At 65.5% G+C, this 14,868-nt stretch carries 14 protein-coding genes; 4 read left to right on the top strand and 10 right to left on the bottom strand.

The genetic code is table 11. The features are described 5' to 3' along the window. Nucleotides 1–6 precede the first annotated feature (6 nt). The gene (locus tag EAH68_RS05115; protein WP_126120246.1) at nucleotides 7–846 is read left to right on the top strand and encodes a class I SAM-dependent methyltransferase; all 840 of its coding nucleotides are present in this window, start codon (nucleotides 7–9) and stop codon (nucleotides 844–846) included. A 20-nt stretch (nucleotides 847–866) separates the two neighbouring features. Continuing rightward, a complete protein-coding gene (locus tag EAH68_RS05120) occupies nucleotides 867–1,634 on the top strand; it encodes an LmeA family phospholipid-binding protein (protein ID WP_241228296.1) in 768 nt (255 codons plus the stop codon). Here EAH68_RS05120 and EAH68_RS05125 read toward each other — a convergent pair. The 8 genes from EAH68_RS05125 to EAH68_RS05160 form a co-directional block, all read right to left on the bottom strand. Then, nucleotides 1,603–2,223: a 2-deoxyribose-5-phosphate aldolase gene (locus tag EAH68_RS05125; protein ID WP_126120247.1), complete on the bottom strand. Its 621-nt coding sequence runs from the start codon at nucleotides 2,221–2,223 to the stop codon at nucleotides 1,603–1,605. The two genes, EAH68_RS05120 and EAH68_RS05125, sit on opposite strands and share 32 nt — an antisense overlap. Before the next feature lie 6 nt (nucleotides 2,224–2,229). Further along, nucleotides 2,230–2,517 carry a DUF2516 family protein gene (locus EAH68_RS05130; RefSeq protein WP_439647610.1) on the bottom strand — a complete coding sequence of 96 codons (288 nt, stop codon included), beginning with the start codon at nucleotides 2,515–2,517 and terminating at the stop codon, nucleotides 2,230–2,232. 8 nt (nucleotides 2,518–2,525) lie between these two features. Further along, complete coding sequence (locus EAH68_RS05135) at nucleotides 2,526–3,233, bottom strand: CGLAU_01105 family protein (protein ID WP_126120248.1); 708 nt, start codon at nucleotides 3,231–3,233, stop codon at nucleotides 2,526–2,528. A 29-nt stretch (nucleotides 3,234–3,262) separates the two neighbouring features. After that, the gene (locus EAH68_RS05140) at nucleotides 3,263–4,579 is read right to left on the bottom strand and encodes a DUF445 domain-containing protein (RefSeq protein ID WP_126120249.1); all 1,317 of its coding nucleotides are present in this window, start codon (nucleotides 4,577–4,579) and stop codon (nucleotides 3,263–3,265) included. 205 nt (nucleotides 4,580–4,784) lie between these two features. Beyond that, the gene (locus tag EAH68_RS05145; RefSeq protein WP_126120250.1) at nucleotides 4,785–5,165 is read right to left on the bottom strand and encodes a hypothetical protein; all 381 of its coding nucleotides are present in this window, start codon (nucleotides 5,163–5,165) and stop codon (nucleotides 4,785–4,787) included. Nucleotides 5,166–5,211: 46 nt separating this feature from the next. After that, nucleotides 5,212–5,961 carry a succinate dehydrogenase/fumarate reductase iron-sulfur subunit gene (locus EAH68_RS05150; protein WP_126120251.1) on the bottom strand — a complete coding sequence of 250 codons (750 nt, stop codon included), beginning with the start codon at nucleotides 5,959–5,961 and terminating at the stop codon, nucleotides 5,212–5,214. After that, the gene (locus EAH68_RS05155) at nucleotides 5,961–7,970 is read right to left on the bottom strand and encodes a fumarate reductase/succinate dehydrogenase flavoprotein subunit (RefSeq protein ID WP_126120252.1); all 2,010 of its coding nucleotides are present in this window, start codon (nucleotides 7,968–7,970) and stop codon (nucleotides 5,961–5,963) included. The genes EAH68_RS05150 and EAH68_RS05155 overlap by 1 nt, the downstream gene beginning before the upstream one ends. 25 nt (nucleotides 7,971–7,995) lie before the next feature. Further along, nucleotides 7,996–8,751 (bottom strand): succinate dehydrogenase cytochrome b subunit, encoded by a 756-nt coding sequence (locus EAH68_RS05160; protein WP_126120253.1) that lies wholly within the window; start codon nucleotides 8,749–8,751, stop codon nucleotides 7,996–7,998. 411 nt (nucleotides 8,752–9,162) lie between these two features. Here EAH68_RS05160 and ramB point away from each other — a divergent pair, with 411 nt between their 5' ends. After that, nucleotides 9,163–10,593 carry an acetate metabolism transcriptional regulator RamB gene (ramB, locus tag EAH68_RS05165; protein WP_126120254.1) on the top strand — a complete coding sequence of 477 codons (1,431 nt, stop codon included), beginning with the start codon at nucleotides 9,163–9,165 and terminating at the stop codon, nucleotides 10,591–10,593. A gap of 9 nt (nucleotides 10,594–10,602) precedes the next feature. On the opposite strand, the gene EAH68_RS05170 is transcribed toward ramB, so the two are convergent. Together EAH68_RS05170 and lpdA are read right to left on the bottom strand one after the other, a co-directional pair. After that, nucleotides 10,603–11,598: a hypothetical protein gene (locus EAH68_RS05170; protein WP_126120255.1), complete on the bottom strand. Its 996-nt coding sequence runs from the start codon at nucleotides 11,596–11,598 to the stop codon at nucleotides 10,603–10,605. A 140-nt stretch (nucleotides 11,599–11,738) separates the two neighbouring features. Next, nucleotides 11,739–13,148, bottom strand: a complete 1,410-nt coding sequence (gene lpdA / locus EAH68_RS05175; protein ID WP_126120256.1) for a dihydrolipoyl dehydrogenase — start codon at nucleotides 13,146–13,148, stop codon at nucleotides 11,739–11,741. Nucleotides 13,149–13,704: 556 nt separating this feature from the next. On the opposite strand from lpdA, the gene EAH68_RS05180 reads away from it, so the two are divergent. Further along, on the top strand, nucleotides 13,705–14,808 hold the full coding sequence (locus EAH68_RS05180; protein WP_126120257.1) for an alpha/beta hydrolase: 1,104 nt from the start codon (nucleotides 13,705–13,707) through the stop codon (nucleotides 14,806–14,808). Nucleotides 14,809–14,868 lie beyond the last annotated feature (60 nt).

Below are 14,868 nucleotides of genomic sequence, written 5' to 3' on the forward strand. Positions count from 1 at the left end.
GATCTCATGGCCGACCACACTCCCAACCTCCGCGCACATAATGTCCGCGCGGAGGAGGGCCGTGGTCGGCCTTTCGGCGTCATCACCCGCGGCACCACCGGCTTCAACCGGTTGCGCCGTTCCGACCGCTGGACGGTGCACCATCCGCGCGTCCGCCGGCTGCTCACCGACGCCCCCGTGTCTCCCGGTGGCCCTCTCGCCGTCGACGTCGGCTACGGCGCCTCCCACACCACCACCGTGGAATGGGCCGCCCGGCTGCGCACCATCCGCCCCGACCTCGAGGTCGTCGGCCTGGAGATCGACCCCGGGCGGGTCCTGCCGCCGCAGGGCGGGGTGCGTTTCGAACTCGGCGGTTTCGAGCTCGCCGGACATCACCCCCATCTGGTGCGCGCCTTCAACGTGCTGCGCCAGTACGACGTCGACCAGGTGGAGAAGGCCTGGGAGTCGGTGTTGCGGCGGTTGGCTCCCGGTGGCCTGTTCATCGAGGGCACCTGCGATGAAATCGGTCGCCGCGCCGCCTGGCTGCTTCTCGACGCGGACGGCCCCGTCTCCCTCACCCTCGCCTGGGACCCCTTCGATGTGGCCACCCCCTCCGATCTGGCGGAACGGCTGCCGAAGATCCTCATCCACCGCAACACCCCCGGTGAACGCATCCATGAGCTGCTCAGTGCCGCCGACGACGCCTGGAACCGGGCCGCCGGCTGGGAGCCCTACGGTCCGCGGGTGCGCTGGCGTAACGCGCGCGCCGAGCTCATCGCCGAAGGCTGGCCCATTGAATCCGTTCGCCGGAACCTGCGTGACAACATCCTGACCATCCCCTGGGAAGCGGTTGCCCCGGGCACCTGATCTACGGGACACTGGCACACATGGCATCTGCGCGCTCGGCCTCCTCGGCCATCTGGAAATTCATCGTCGGTCTGCTCGTGGCCCTCCTCGTCCTGCTGCTCGTCGCCGAATTCGGCCTGCGGTGGTTCATGGGCAACGAACTGCGCACTGAATTCCGGGAGCAGGCCACCCGGGAGGGAGTGGAGCTGACGGAGGACCCCACCATCGCATTCGGTGCCACACCGCTGATCCTCTCCGCCCCCCGGGGCACCATCCCGGAGGTGGAGGTGACCACGCCCTCCACCCTGCAGGTCACCGGTCAGGAGATCATCGGCCAGCCCGGGACCCACGTCGTCCTGAACGACCTGCTCATCTCCGACCCCGACAACCCCGTGGCCGGCCGCATGGTCGCCACCACCGAGGTGCCCGACGAGTACCTGCTGGCCGTGATCCAGCAGTCCATGGCGGAGGAGAACGCCGGCGGGCTGCTCCAGCTCACCGGTGTCACCTCCGATGTCGCGGCCGGTACCCTCAACATCCAGTTCAACAACGGGATGGCCGAGCTCAACCTCTCCCCCACCCCCGTGGACGGCCAGCTCACCTTCGTGGCCGCCGGTGCCTCCCTCTTCGGCTTCGACCTGCCCGGCCAGGTCACCGACATGATCACCGCCGCCCTCCGGGAGGGGGTCGCGGAGCAGGCCGCAGGCTTCACCATCGAAGAATTCACCGTCATCGAGGGCGGGGCCCGCATGCGTGTGAGCGGCGAGAATGTCCCGCTCAGTGAGGTGGGGAATCCACAGCTGCAGTAGAGCTGACACCCACGCGGTCCGCCCCTGATTCCAGGGCGGTGATCACGTCCTCCAGTGTCTCCGCGCCGGTCACCGTCAGCGGCAGGCCCGTGCTCACCGACGCCCCGGTGCCCTTCCCCAGCCAGCCGCCGGCCGTGACCAGGCGGTCCACCCCGGCGAGCCGGGCGGCCCCCGCCACTGCGGCCACGGACTCCGGGGTGCGGGCGGAGGACTCCAGGATGACGGCGAGTGTCACCGGGTGCGGCACCGCCTCCCGCACGGCCACGAATTCCGCCAGCAGCCGGTTGCTGTCCGCCACGGCCAGGTCCGGGCTCAGCCACACCTCCGTGGCCCCCTGCTGCACCGCCAGGCGGGCCTCAGCGGCCTTGACCAGGCTGTGGTGGCGTCCGGTGGGGAAACCCACCACCACGGCCACCGTGAGGCCCTCCGTGTCACCGGCCAGCTCCACATGGGAGGGCGAGAGCACGATGCCGCCCAGGCCGGTCTCCAGCGCCCCGGACACCGCGGGGGCCACATCCTGCGGGCCGAAACCGGGGCCGACGCACATGAGAAAGGCGTGGCCCTTGAGCCACGCCAGATCCGATGTCACGGCCACCTACCAGCCGTGGCTGCCGCTGATCAGGGATTTCAGGTGGGGGCGGACGTCGAACCAGTACACGCCGATGGCGACCATGCCCGCCCAGGACAGGAAAGGCACTCGGGTGATGACCACGAAGGCGGAGCCGACGAGGATGGCCACCCAGATCCACTTCGTCTGACGGTCAGCCGCCTGGTAGGCGTCGTCGCGCGTGGTCACGGCGAAGAACGCACCGACCACACCAGTCAGGGCGATCAGGGCGAACAGCAGACGTTCGAAGATGATGTAGCCGGCAATCAGAGTCATGGGGAGTTCTAGCTGTCCTTGTCGGTGTCGGTGGGCACCTCGGTGGTGCTGATGACCTCACCGTCAATCATATGCGGCACCTCACCCTCACCGGTTGTCGAGGGGGCGGTCGGGGTGAAACGCTCCTTCTCCTCCCTGCCCGCCAGCGAACCCGCCCGGCTGATGAGGTGGTCGAGACGACCCCGGAGCTCGTCGATGAAGGACTGCTCGTGCTGTTCATCACCGGAGGCCGCGCGGCGGACGCGGGCCTGCTCGACGGTCTCATCGAAGGTCTCGCGCACCGCGGCGACGGCCCGGTCGAAGGCGTTGCGGGCGTCCTCCGCTGATTCGGAATCCTTCGTCTGGTCGGCGGCACGACGTGCCGAGCCGGCCAGATCCCGGATGATCTCCTCGGCGTGACCCGCAAAGACCGCGGAGACCCGCTTGTAGTCCTCGGTGTTCTTCGCCGCGGACAGTCCCTCCCGCGCCTCCTGGGCGGCGGCCTTGAAGCGGTCGGTGGTGGAGTCCTCCTCCGTCACCGGGCTGGGCTGTGCGTGCGCCCCGGAGCTGAACCCGGCCTTCTCCCGGTCCTCCCGGAACCGGCCGGCGAAGTCAGAGACCACGTCCCCCAGACGCGATCCTGCGGAGAGCCAGGCCTGGAACGGCTCCCGCAGATTGTCCAGCATGGAGCGGTTCTGCTCGTGGTCGGGGGTGGTGTTGTCGTTCGGGGTGGTCATGGTGGGGCTTCCCTCCTGAAGAGTCAGCGTCACGCTCCGAAGAGCAGGTGATTCACAGTGTAAATAAGAAGTCCCGCAAGTGCACCGACAATCGTGCCGTTGAGGCGGATGAACTGCAGGTCCTTACCCACCATCAGCTCGATCTTGTCGCTGGCCTCCGCGGCGTCCCAGCGCTCGACGGTCTCCGAGATGATGGCGGTGACCTCGCCGGCATAGTTGTCTGCCAGGAAGGCCGCGCCACCAGTGATCCGGCGTTCCAGGCTGGCACGCAGTTCCCCGTCCGTCTGGATGTTGCTGCCCCACGTCAGGCACAGCTCGGTGATCTTCGTGCGCAGCAGGGAGGTCTCGTCGGTGGCGGCGTCGACCAGGGAGGCGGAGGCGTTCGCCCAGATGGTCGCGGCCGCTCCACGGACGGGGGTCGAACCCATGAGATCCTGTTTGATCCCCTCCACCCGGGCGATCATCGTCGGATCGTGCTGCAGATCATCCGCGAGGTCGGCGAGGAAACGGCGGATCGTATTGCGGGCCTCATGCGAGGGGTCGTTGGCGACTGCGGCGGTGAAGCCCACCAGTTCCTTGTACACCTTCGCACCCACCAGCTGCTTCGCGAACTGCGGGGCCCAGGTGGGCATCCGCTCGTCGATGAGCTCCACGACGGTGTCCTCCATGCCCTGCACCTTGCGGTGCGCCCACGTGACCACCTCCTGGACCACCGGCTCGGTGCGACCGTCCTCGATGAGACCGGCCAGCACCCGGCCCGCCGGCGGACCCCAGTGCGGCTCCGCCAACTTGTCGATCAGCTGCGACTGGATCACCGCCTCCGCGTCCGCAGGGTCCAGGGCGCGGATGGCGTTCGCTGTGAGTCGGCCGGCCTCCCGGGAGACCTTCCCCGCGTTGTCCGGCTGCGACAGCCAGGCACCCAGGCGCTGCGGGATGTCCGCCGACCGGACCTTCTCCGTGATCAGCTCCGCGTTGAGGAAGTTCTCCCCCACGAAGCCGGAGAGCGCCTGCCCCAGCTGGTCCTTTTTCTTCGGGATGATCGCGGTGTGCGGGATCGGGATCCGCAGGGGGTGGCGGAACAGTGCGGTCACGGCGAACCAGTCCGCCAGACCACCGATCATGCCGGCCTCCGCGGCCGCCCGGACATAACCGACCCACACAGGGGCCCCGCCCGGCTGCGACTGCCACCAACTACATGCCAGGAAGATGACCGCTGCGACGACCAGCAGGCCGGTGACGAAGGCCTTGTGGCGGCGCAGCGCGCGTCGACGCTCCGCCTCGACCTCCGGGCCGGGGCCGGGCATCTGCCGGGCGTTGATAAGCGCTGTCTCGCTGTGTCTTCCCATGCCCTCCATTATGGACGCCCGCGGTCTCACAGCAGTTCCAGGGCGTACTGGAACAGGCTGAACGAGGTCAGCAGGGTGATCAGGGTGATCAGCACGATGATGATGTTTCGGCGCACGGGACCCAGGGTACGAAAAAGCTCCGCCCCCTGCCTGCACAGGTCAGGAGGGGGCGGAGCTGGTCGCCGAAAGACGTCAGCGGTGCGGACTAGTTCACGCGACCAGTGGTTTTGCGGTACTCACGGTAGTAGCGGCGACCCCAGAAGATGAGGCCGAAGCCGGCGACCGCGAACACCACGGCAACGGCCACTCCGATGCCGAAGAGCAGCGGGAGATTATAACCCGCCGGACCCACGCCCGGACCCCAGACCCAGGTGGCGGCGATCCAGATCATGATGCCGACGCCGGCCAGGGCCGGTCCGAGCAGCAGACCCATACCGATCCAGGTGGAGGAGCGCTCCAGGGAGGAGTGCGGCGCGCCCAGGGAGTTGGGCTCGTATCCCTCGATGTAGGAATGGTGCAGCTTGGGTGCATAGTCCGGGAAGGACTCGGATGCCTGATCGGCGACCGCGTAATTGGTGGAAGCCATAGCCTTTACTCGCTTTCGTCTCTCGATACTCGGTTCAACACCGAGTTTAGTCGTCCTTGCCGCGGAAGGCGGCACGCGCCCGCTCCTTGGTGACGGCGGCGACGGCAGTCAGCGGGATACCCGCCGGGCAGACGTCGGCGCACTCACCGTAGAGGGAGCAGTGACCGAAGTTGGTCTCCAGCTCGTCAACCATCTGGCGGGCACGCTTGCCACGCTCTTCCTTGCCCAGCGGCATGAGGGAGAGATGGACCAGCTTCGCGCCGGTGAACAGGTGCGCGGCACCGTTCGGACAGGCTGCCACACAGGCACCACAGCCGATGCAGGCCGCGTGGTCGAGAGCGAGCTCGGCGACCTCATGGTTCATGTGCAGGGTGTCAGCATCCGGGGCGGTACCGGCGTTGATGGAGACGTAGCCGCCCTTCTGCATGACGCGCTCCAGGGAGGAACGGTCGACGACCATGTCCTTGATGACCGGGAAAGCGGCGGAGCGCATCGGCTCCAGCTTGATGACGTCGCCCTCGTTGTAACCGACCAGACGCTGCTGGCAGGCCGGGGTGTTCTGACCCGGGCCATGCGGACGGCCGTTGACTGTCAGACCACAGGTGCCGCAGATGCCCTCACGGCAGTCCGAGGCGAACATGTAGGGTTCCTTGTTCTCCTCGATCAGGCGGTTGTTGACGTGATCGAGGAGCTCCAGGATCGACATCTGCGGGACAGCGTCCGGGACCTGGACGGTCTCGAACTTGCCCTCCTGGGTCGGTCCGGCCTGACGCCAGATCTCAAGTGTCAGCTTCATTACTTGTAGTTCCTTGTCTGCAGCGGGATCGATTCGAAGACGAGCGGGTCGGCGTGGCGGATGAACTTGCCCTCACCGGCCGGCTCCCATGCGGAGACGAAGCACCAGTTCTCATCGTCGCGCTCGGCCTCGCCGTCCTCGGAGAGGTGGTCGTCACGGAAGTGCGCACCACAGGACTCGTCGCGGTCGAGGGCATCGACACACATGAGCTCGCCCAGGTCGATGTAGTCAGCCACGCGTGCGGCGTACTCGAGGGCCTGGTTCATGTAGTTCTGCTCACCCGGGATCTGGACATTGGTCCAGAAGTCCTCGCGGATCTCGCGGATCTTGACGATGGCGTCCTGCAGATCCTTGACGTTACGGGACACACCGCAGGCGAAGTACAGCAGCTCGCCGAGCTGGCGGTGGTAGTGGTCGGCACCGCGCGGGTTCGGGCCCTTGATGTTGAGCAGGCGGTCGATGCGTGCCTGGGCACGCTCGACAGCCTCGGCGGCCTCCGGGGAGTCCGTCGCCAGCGCATCCTCGCCCAGGTAGTCCGCCAGGTAGTTCGGGATGGTGAACGGCAGGGTGAACCAGCCGTCGACCGATGCCGACAGCAGCGAGTTGGCGCCCAGACGGTTCGCACCGTGGTAGGTCCAGGAGGCCTCACCGGCGGCGAACAGGCCGTCGAGGGAGGTCATCTCGTTGAAGTCGGTCCACAGGCCACCCATGGTGAAGTGGCAGGTCGGGGCGATACGCATCGGGGAGGCATAGGGGTCCTCACCGATGGCGTCCTCGTACATCTCGAAGAGGTTGGAGTAACGCTCGCGGATGGTGTCCTGGCCGAGGCGCTCGATGGCGTCACGGAAGTCCAGGAATGCGGAGTTGTACAGCGGGCCCACGCCCAGACCGGCGTTGATCTGCTGGGAGATCGCACGGGAGGCGACGTCACGCGGGACCAGGTTGCCGAAGGCCGGGTAGCGGCGCTCCAGGAAGTAGTCGCGCTCCTCCTCCGGGATGGAGTTCGGGTCGCGGTCGTCCTTCGGGTTCTTCGGGGACCAGATACGGCCGTCGTTACGCAGCGACTCGGACATCAGGATGGTCTTCGACTGCCAGGTAGCGTTGACCGGCAGGCCGGTCGGGTGGAACTGGATGAAGGCCGGGGAGGCGAAGTACGCACCCTGCTCGTATGCGCGCATGAGGGCGCCTGCGTTGGAGTTCTTGGCCAGGGTGGACATGTGGTACACGTTGCCGTAACCACCGGTGGCCAGCAGGACAGCGTGGCCGGTGTGGGCGGACAGCTCACCGGTGATGAGGTTGCGGGTGACGATGCCCTCGCAACGCTTCTTGCCGTCCTTGTTGGTGACGATGAGGTCGACCAGGTCGGCGTGGGTGAAGATCTCCACGTTGCCCAGGCCGATCTGGCGGGTGAGCGCAGATGCGGTGGACAGCTGGAGCTGCTGGCCCGTCTGGCCACGGGTGTAGTAGGTACGGGAGACCTGCACACCACCGAAGGAACGGGTGGCCAGGGTGCCGCCGTACTCACGGGCGAAGGGAGCGCCGATGGCGTTCATGTGGTCGATGACGCGGGCGGACTCGATGGCAAGACGCCAGCAGTCGGACTCGCGGCCACGGTAGTCGCCGCCCTTGACGGTGTCCTTGACGTGGCGGTATGCGCCGTCGTTGTCGACCTTCTTGCCGCGGGCGGAGTTCACTCCACCCTGTGCGGCGATGGAGTGCGCACGACGCGGGGCGTCGTGGTAGGTGAAGACCTTGACGTCATAACCCAGCTCGCCGAGGGCGGCTGCGGCGGCGCCGCCGGACAGGCCGGTGCCGACGACGAGGATCTTGAACTTGCGGCGGTTCAGCGGAGACACAAGGTTCATGTGCTCCTTCTGGTACTCCCACATGTCCTTGGTCGGTACGCCCTGCGGCTCAGCGTTGTCGAGGACGGTGCCCGGAATGACACCCTCGACGATGGAGGCCGGGTGCTTGAACTCGGAGTGAGAGGCAGTCTCGGTGTTGCTCATATTTTTCAGAACTTCCCTTCAGGACCTAGCTGAGCCAGCCCAGTGCGATGGACAGCGGCATCACGATGTTGCCGATCACGACGATCGCCGGCACCAGGTAGGCGACGACGAGGAGAATCTTGCGCCAGCGCCTACCGGTGATGCCCAGGTCGGACACGGCGAGCCAGATGCCGTGGGACAGGTGCAGGAACAGGACAACCATGGCGAGGATGTAGAAGATCGCGACAGGCCAGCGGGAGAAGCTGGCGATCAGGTTCGCGTAGACCTCGCCGTGAGCGAAGGTCTCCGGGGCTGCCGGAGCGACGCCGATGGTCAGGTCGAGAAGGTGGAAGATGATGAACAGCAGCAGGATGATGCCGGTGATCAGCATCGAACGGGTGGAGAAGGAGTCCAGGCCACCCATCAGATTGGTGCGGTTGAACTTGCCGCGGGAGACGCGGGAGCGTGCGTTCAGGGCGAAGGCACCGTGAACATGCAGGACCACCGCCACCAGCAGCGTAATACGCAGGATCCACACGATGGACTCGCGGGGGAAGATCGGGGCGCCGACGGTACGGAGGAACTCGCCGTACTCGTTGATGGCGGCGATCCCGTTATGGTCGGGCATGTAGATCTTCAGGTTACCGACCATGTGAACCAGGACGTACAGTCCGAAGATCAGGCCGGTGATGGCCATCACCAGTTTGATGGCCCAGGTCGGGTAGGACGGCCGCTCGCGCAGCGGCTTCTCAGTGATAACGCCGTGAGCGATTGCGTCACGGTCTGCGTTTTTAACAGTCATGGCACCTCCAGTGTCGCTCATACTTTACGGTGGCCCCACCGGTCGGGACCACTTTCGAACAACCTGACCAGCCCTTCCGATGACCCCCGCACCCCAGCCCAATGACTACTGAGGCGAGCCTTGCCTCATGATTACGGCATGGACCGGGAACCAAACCACCCGCCTGCCACGCCTCTTTCCCCAGAGCCCTCGGATAATGCAACGACGGAGCCCCAACTCTCAGGGTACTGTGAGGTTGCTCACCCCGGACCCTCAGCTCAACCAATCCCACCCCGATAGGTGTCAAACTTTCGATTGTTTTCACCCCCGGGATTGATTTCCACCAGAACATTTCCCGGATCATTAACTTTCTTCACATCAAGTTTGCAAAGAATGTGTAGAAGTGAGCGCGATCACGCTACGATGTCGGACATGGGAAAGACCTACGTGGGTTCGCGCCTGCGCCAACTGCGCCGCGAACGTGACCTCAGCCAGGCCTCACTCGCGGCCACGCTCGGACTGTCCGCCAGCTACGTCAACCAGATCGAACATGACGTCCGGCCGCTGACAGTCCCCGTTCTCCTGCGCATCACCGAGGCCTTCGGCGTCGATGCCACCTTCTTCTCCCGCGACGACGACTCACGTCTCCTCGCTGAGATCCAGGACGTTGTCCTCGACAAGGAACTCTGCCCCAACCCGATGGAACTGCAGGAGCTGTCGGAGCTGGTCTACAACCACCCGTCCATCGCCCGCACGATGGTCGACATGCACCGGCGCTACCGCAACGTCCGCGACAAGCTGTCCATCGCCACCGACACACGCCGCCACGCCGGCCCACTCAACGCATCACTGGGTACCCAGGCCCTGTCCATGCCACACGACGAGGTCCGCGACTTCTTCTACGCCCGACAGAATTACCTGGATATCCTCGACACCGCCGCGGAGGCCCTCGCCACGGAGATCGGGGTGGAGAGGTTCTCCATCCGCCCCACCGAGGACGCCATCGCCGAGCGACTCCGCGACCACCACGGCATTGAGATCTCCACCTCCTCCGAACTCAACGGCACCCTCCACAGCCTTGACCGGAACACCGGTCACCTGCAGCTGGCCAGCCGTCTGAACACCGGACAACGGGCTTTCCGCATGGGCATGGAGCTGGCCTACCTGGAGGCGGGTGACGCTGTCGAGGCCCTGGTCGCCGAGGAGGCCTTCACCTCCGAGGCCTCGGCCAACCTCGCCCGCCGCGGTATCGCCAGCTATTTCGCCGCCGCCGTCCTGCTGCCCTACCAGAGCATCCACTCGGAGGCCGAACGCTCCGGCTACGACGTCGACTTCCTCTGCCAGGTCTTCGGCGTGGGCTACGAGACCGTCTCCAGCCGGTTGTCCACACTCCAACGCCCGAAGCTGCGGGGCATCCCCTTCTCCTTCGTCCGAGTCGACCGTGCCGGCAACATGTCGAAGCGGCAGTCCGCCACCGGTTTCCACCTGGCCAACTCAGGCGGCACCTGCCCGCTGTGGAACATCTACGAGTCCTTCACCAACCCGGGCACCATCCTGCGGCAGCTCGCCCAGATGCCTGACGGTCGTAACTACCTGTGGATCGCCCGCACCGTCCGCCACCACCGCGGCCGTTTCGGTGACACCGGCAAGCTCTTCGCCATCGGCCTGGGCTGCGAGGCCCGTCACGCCGACCGCACCGTCTACGCGGAGGGGCTGAATCTGGAGGACCTGTCCAGCGCCACCCCCATCGGCGCCGGCTGCCGGCTGTGCCCGCGTGAGAACTGCGCCCAACGTGCCTTCCCCCCGATCCACGAGGAGATCACCATCGATGCGCACCGCTCCTCGGTGGCGCCCTACAACTAGACGCCCCTCCTACTCCCGGTCGGTGTAGTTGCCGCTCTGCAGCCTGCGTTCATATTCGCGCAGGTTGTAGGTGGCGGAGCGGATCTCCACGTCCCGGTCGAAATTCGATCCGAGCGCACCAGCCATCGTCCCCAGGGAGGCGCTCAGAGTGGCGATGGACAGGTATGTCGGCAGACCGACGTCATGTCCGAGCTCCGCATCCAGGTATGCCTGCGGGATGACCACCACCGAAGAGACGAACAGCACCACCAGGACCAGGGTGTACAGGAGCAGGCCGGTCATCCCGATCGTGCCCACCGTGGCAAGGTTGTCGATGCGTTCCCGCCACCGCGTCTCCTGGGTGTGGGAACGCTGCCAGAGCCGGTTGTGGATGATCAGCCAGGTGGTGAAGGAGAGTACCGCGAAGACACTGACGCCCAGCAGCCGGGGCCAGCTCATCTCCTCGGCGAGTTTCCAGATTGAGCCGTAGAAGATGCCGAAACCACCGGTGGCCACCATCGCCGCCAGGGAACTCGACAACACCGGTAGCAACCTGCCCGGCTGGTTACCGCGGATCATGCCCAGGGTCATGCGCAGGGAGCGCCCCCGGTGGCCAAGCACCCGGGTCTCCACCTCGTCACGGTCCACTCCCCCACGGAGCACACCTGCCAGTGCCCGGTCGTCTTCGACGAGGCTGACCAGCTCCCGCCGCAGACGGCGGGTGACCCCGAAGGCCCCGAGGGCGGGCAGGGAGAGGAGAGCGGCGGCGGCGTCACGCGCCCGCTGGCTGACCACCGGCCGTTCCCATGCGGTGAGCGGCAGGTCAGTGACGTAGATGAAACGGTCCCAGTTCCGGGCCCGCAGGATCCGGGGGGCGTGTTCGGAGAGCTCCACGTCACCCCTGGGGTTCATGGGGATGGTCTCCACCCGCACCTCCACCCGCCCCACCCCGGGCCAGGTGCCGTTGAGGACACGGGTGCCGTCATCATCGGTGCCGTACCGGGGGTCATCGAGCTGCTGTTCCACGATGCGGGTGACATCGTCGGAGGGTTACCCGGCGTCCGCCAGGATTCCAATGGTCGTCATGTGGACCGCGGACCTCCTTGAGAATAGAAGAAGGGGCCTCCGGTGGGAGGCCCCTTGCCCATGGGAGCGGCTGCTCCGACCTAGAAGTTGATCATGTGGCCGTTGATACCGTGGGCCGCTTCCTTCACGGCCTCCGACAGGGTCGGGTGGATGTGGACGGAGCGGCTGATCTCCTCGGTGGTGAGGTCCCAGTTCTGCGCCAGGACGAGCTCATTGATGAGCTCGGAGGCGTTCGGCCCCACCAGGTGGCCACCCAGGAGCTCACCGAACTCAGCGTCGGCGACGATCTTGGCGAAGCCCTCGGTCTCAGCCAGGCCGACGGCCTTGCCGTTGGCGGAGAACGGGAAGGTGGAGACCTTGATCTCGCGGTCCGGCCACTTCTCCTTGGCCTGCTCCTCGGTGTAACCGAAGGAGGAGACCTGGGGGTTGCAGAAGGTGGCGCGCGGCATCATCATGTAGTCGCCCAGGGTCTGGGTCTCAGCACCGGCGATGGTCTCGGCGGCGACGATGCCCTGTGCCTCAGCAACGTGGGCCAGCTGCAGCTTCGCGGTGACATCGCCGATGGCGTAGATGCTGTCGACGTTGGTGCGCATGTGGTCGTCGATGTCGATGGCGCCGCGCTCGGTGAGTTTGACGCCGGTGTTCTCCAGGCCGAAGCCCTCCACGCGGGGACGGAAACCGACGGAGATGAGGACGCGGTCGACGGTGAGGGTCTCGGTCTTGTCGGAGCCCTTCTTCTGGTAGTCGACCTCGACGGAGTCACCGTTGTCGCGCACCGCAGTGGTGGCGTGGCCCGGCAGGAGGGTGACACCCATCTTCTTGTAGGCCTTGGCGATGACCTTGGAGACCTCAGGATCCTCGTTCGGCAGGACGCGGTCCATGAACTCGATGAGGGTGACGTCGACACCGTAATTGGCCAGGACGTAGGCGAACTCCATGCCGATGGCGCCGCCGCCGACGATGACCATTTTCTTCGGGGCCACCGGGTTGAGGATCTGTTCCTCGTAGGAGACGACATTCTCGGAGAACTCGACACCGCGCAGGGAGTTGACGACGGAGCCGGTGGCGATGATGCAGTCATCGAAGGTGATCGTCTTGCCGGCGTCCTTGCCGTCGGAGATCTCGATGGTCTTGGCATCCTTGAAGCTGCCGAGGCCGTTGACCTCGGTGATCTTGTTCTTCTTCATCAGGTAGTGGATGCCGCCGACGATCTTGTCGGAGACCTGGCGGGAGCGCTTGTGGGCGTCCCCGTAATCGAAGGAGACGTCGCCCTTGATGCCGAACGTCTTCTTCTCGTGGGTGAGGAGGTGGGCAACCTCGGCGTTCTTGATCAGCGCCTTCGAGGGGATGCAGCCCACGTTGAGGCAGACTCCACCCCAGTACTGCTTCTCGACGACGGCAACCTTCTTGCCGAGCTGGGCAGCTCTGATCGCGGCGACGTAGCCACCGGGGCCCGCACCGAGTACAACAACGTCATAATGTTCAGTCACGCAATCCAGAATAGGTGACCGTCACCCCCGTGTCACCGGCCAGTGCCCCCGTAAAAGGGAGGACGCCCCGGCCGGGTGGCCGGGGCGTCGCAGATACAGGGCCGCTAGAACAGGCCGAGCGCCAGGCCGATGTTGGAGGAGGCCGAGGACATTCCGTGGATGCCCGGGCCGATGAAGGTGTTGATGGCGACGATGGCGATCTCGAGGAAGTTCATGGGTTTCTTCTTTCTCTGGGTATTCCGGGCGGTTTCCTGCCCTGTCTGATTCAGTGTTCAATCTGCTCCAACGCTTCCAGAGGAGAGGATGTTACACAGAGAACTGAATGAGAGCTGACGGCATTATGATACTCACAGCCTGCCCCTCCTCCGCTCCGTCCGCAACTTCAGAAACATAGGGACGACTCCGCGGACAGTCGGTCCGAATTCCCCCCGGAACAGACACTTCCGGGGGTGAGCCGCTAACATCCGGGATAGCCACTACGATGAACCACTGTGAACGCACACCGATCTGAATTGTGTGCGCCCCAGGTACACGACTCTCAGGAAAGCGATTCTCCATGAAGCTCCTCCGCAAGATTGCCGCGCCGATCGCGGCCCTCGCCATCGGCGCATCTGCGCTGGCGACTCCGACCGCCATCGCCGGCGCAGCCGAAGTCACACCTGCCAAGATCCAGGGCGATTTCACCGCAGCGAAGATCACTAAGCTGGACAAGAACCGGGAGAGCGACCGCACATGGGTGGAGCAGACCAGGGACAACCACCGCGTTCTGCACTTCAACGCCTATTCCACGTCCATGGGCCGTGATATTCCGCTCGCCGTGATCACCCCGAACGGAGAGTTCGATGAGGCACGTCCGACCATCTACATGCTCAACGGCGCCGGCGGCGCAGAGCAGAACATGGACTGGATCGCCTCCTCCCCGATCGTGGATTTCTACAAGGACAAGAACGTCAACGTCGTCATCCCGATGGAGGGCGCCTTCTCCTACTACATCAACTGGCACAACGACAGCCCTCAGGCTGCCGCCCCCTACCTGAACGGCAAGCAGCGCTGGGAGGACTTTCTGCTGCGCGAGCTGCCCGGCGGCATCGAGCCGTACATGAAGGCCAACGGCAAGCGTGGAATCGGCGGTTACTCCATGTCCGCGACCTCCGCCCTACTGCTGGCCGAGAAGGCGCCGGGATTCTTCGATGTGGCCGGTTCCTTCTCCGGTTGCGCCGAGACCTCGACTTTCCTGGGATACCAGTCCGCACAACTCACCGTGGAGCGCGCCGGAACCAGTGCGTTCGAGATGCTCGGCCCGCAGAACGGTGACCACAACCGTGCCAACGATGCCCTGGTCCAGGCCCACAAGCTGCGGGGCACCAGTCTCTACATCTCCAACGCCACCGGCCTGGCCGGTGAAGCGGACATGCCCGGCACCTATACTGCCCAGGGTTATGACCCGCTCGTCGCCTCCGTCGGTGCCGCCCAGCTCCAGATTGAGGGTGGCGTCATCGAGGCAGCCACCAACGTCTGCACCCACAATCTGAAGGCAAAGCTGGACAGCCTGGATATCCCGGCCACCTGGAACCTCCGTCCGGTGGGCACCCACTCCTGGAACTACTGGATCCAGGACCTCAACGAGTCCTGGCAGACCTTCGAGGACGCGCTCTCCTAGCCCGCACTCCGGAGGATCGCTCCCGGCACCGTCCACCATCCCGGTGGGCGGTGCCTTCTG

The organism is Corynebacterium hylobatis, from assembly GCF_003955685.1.
GTDB lineage: Bacteria > Actinomycetota > Actinomycetes > Mycobacteriales > Mycobacteriaceae > Corynebacterium > Corynebacterium hylobatis.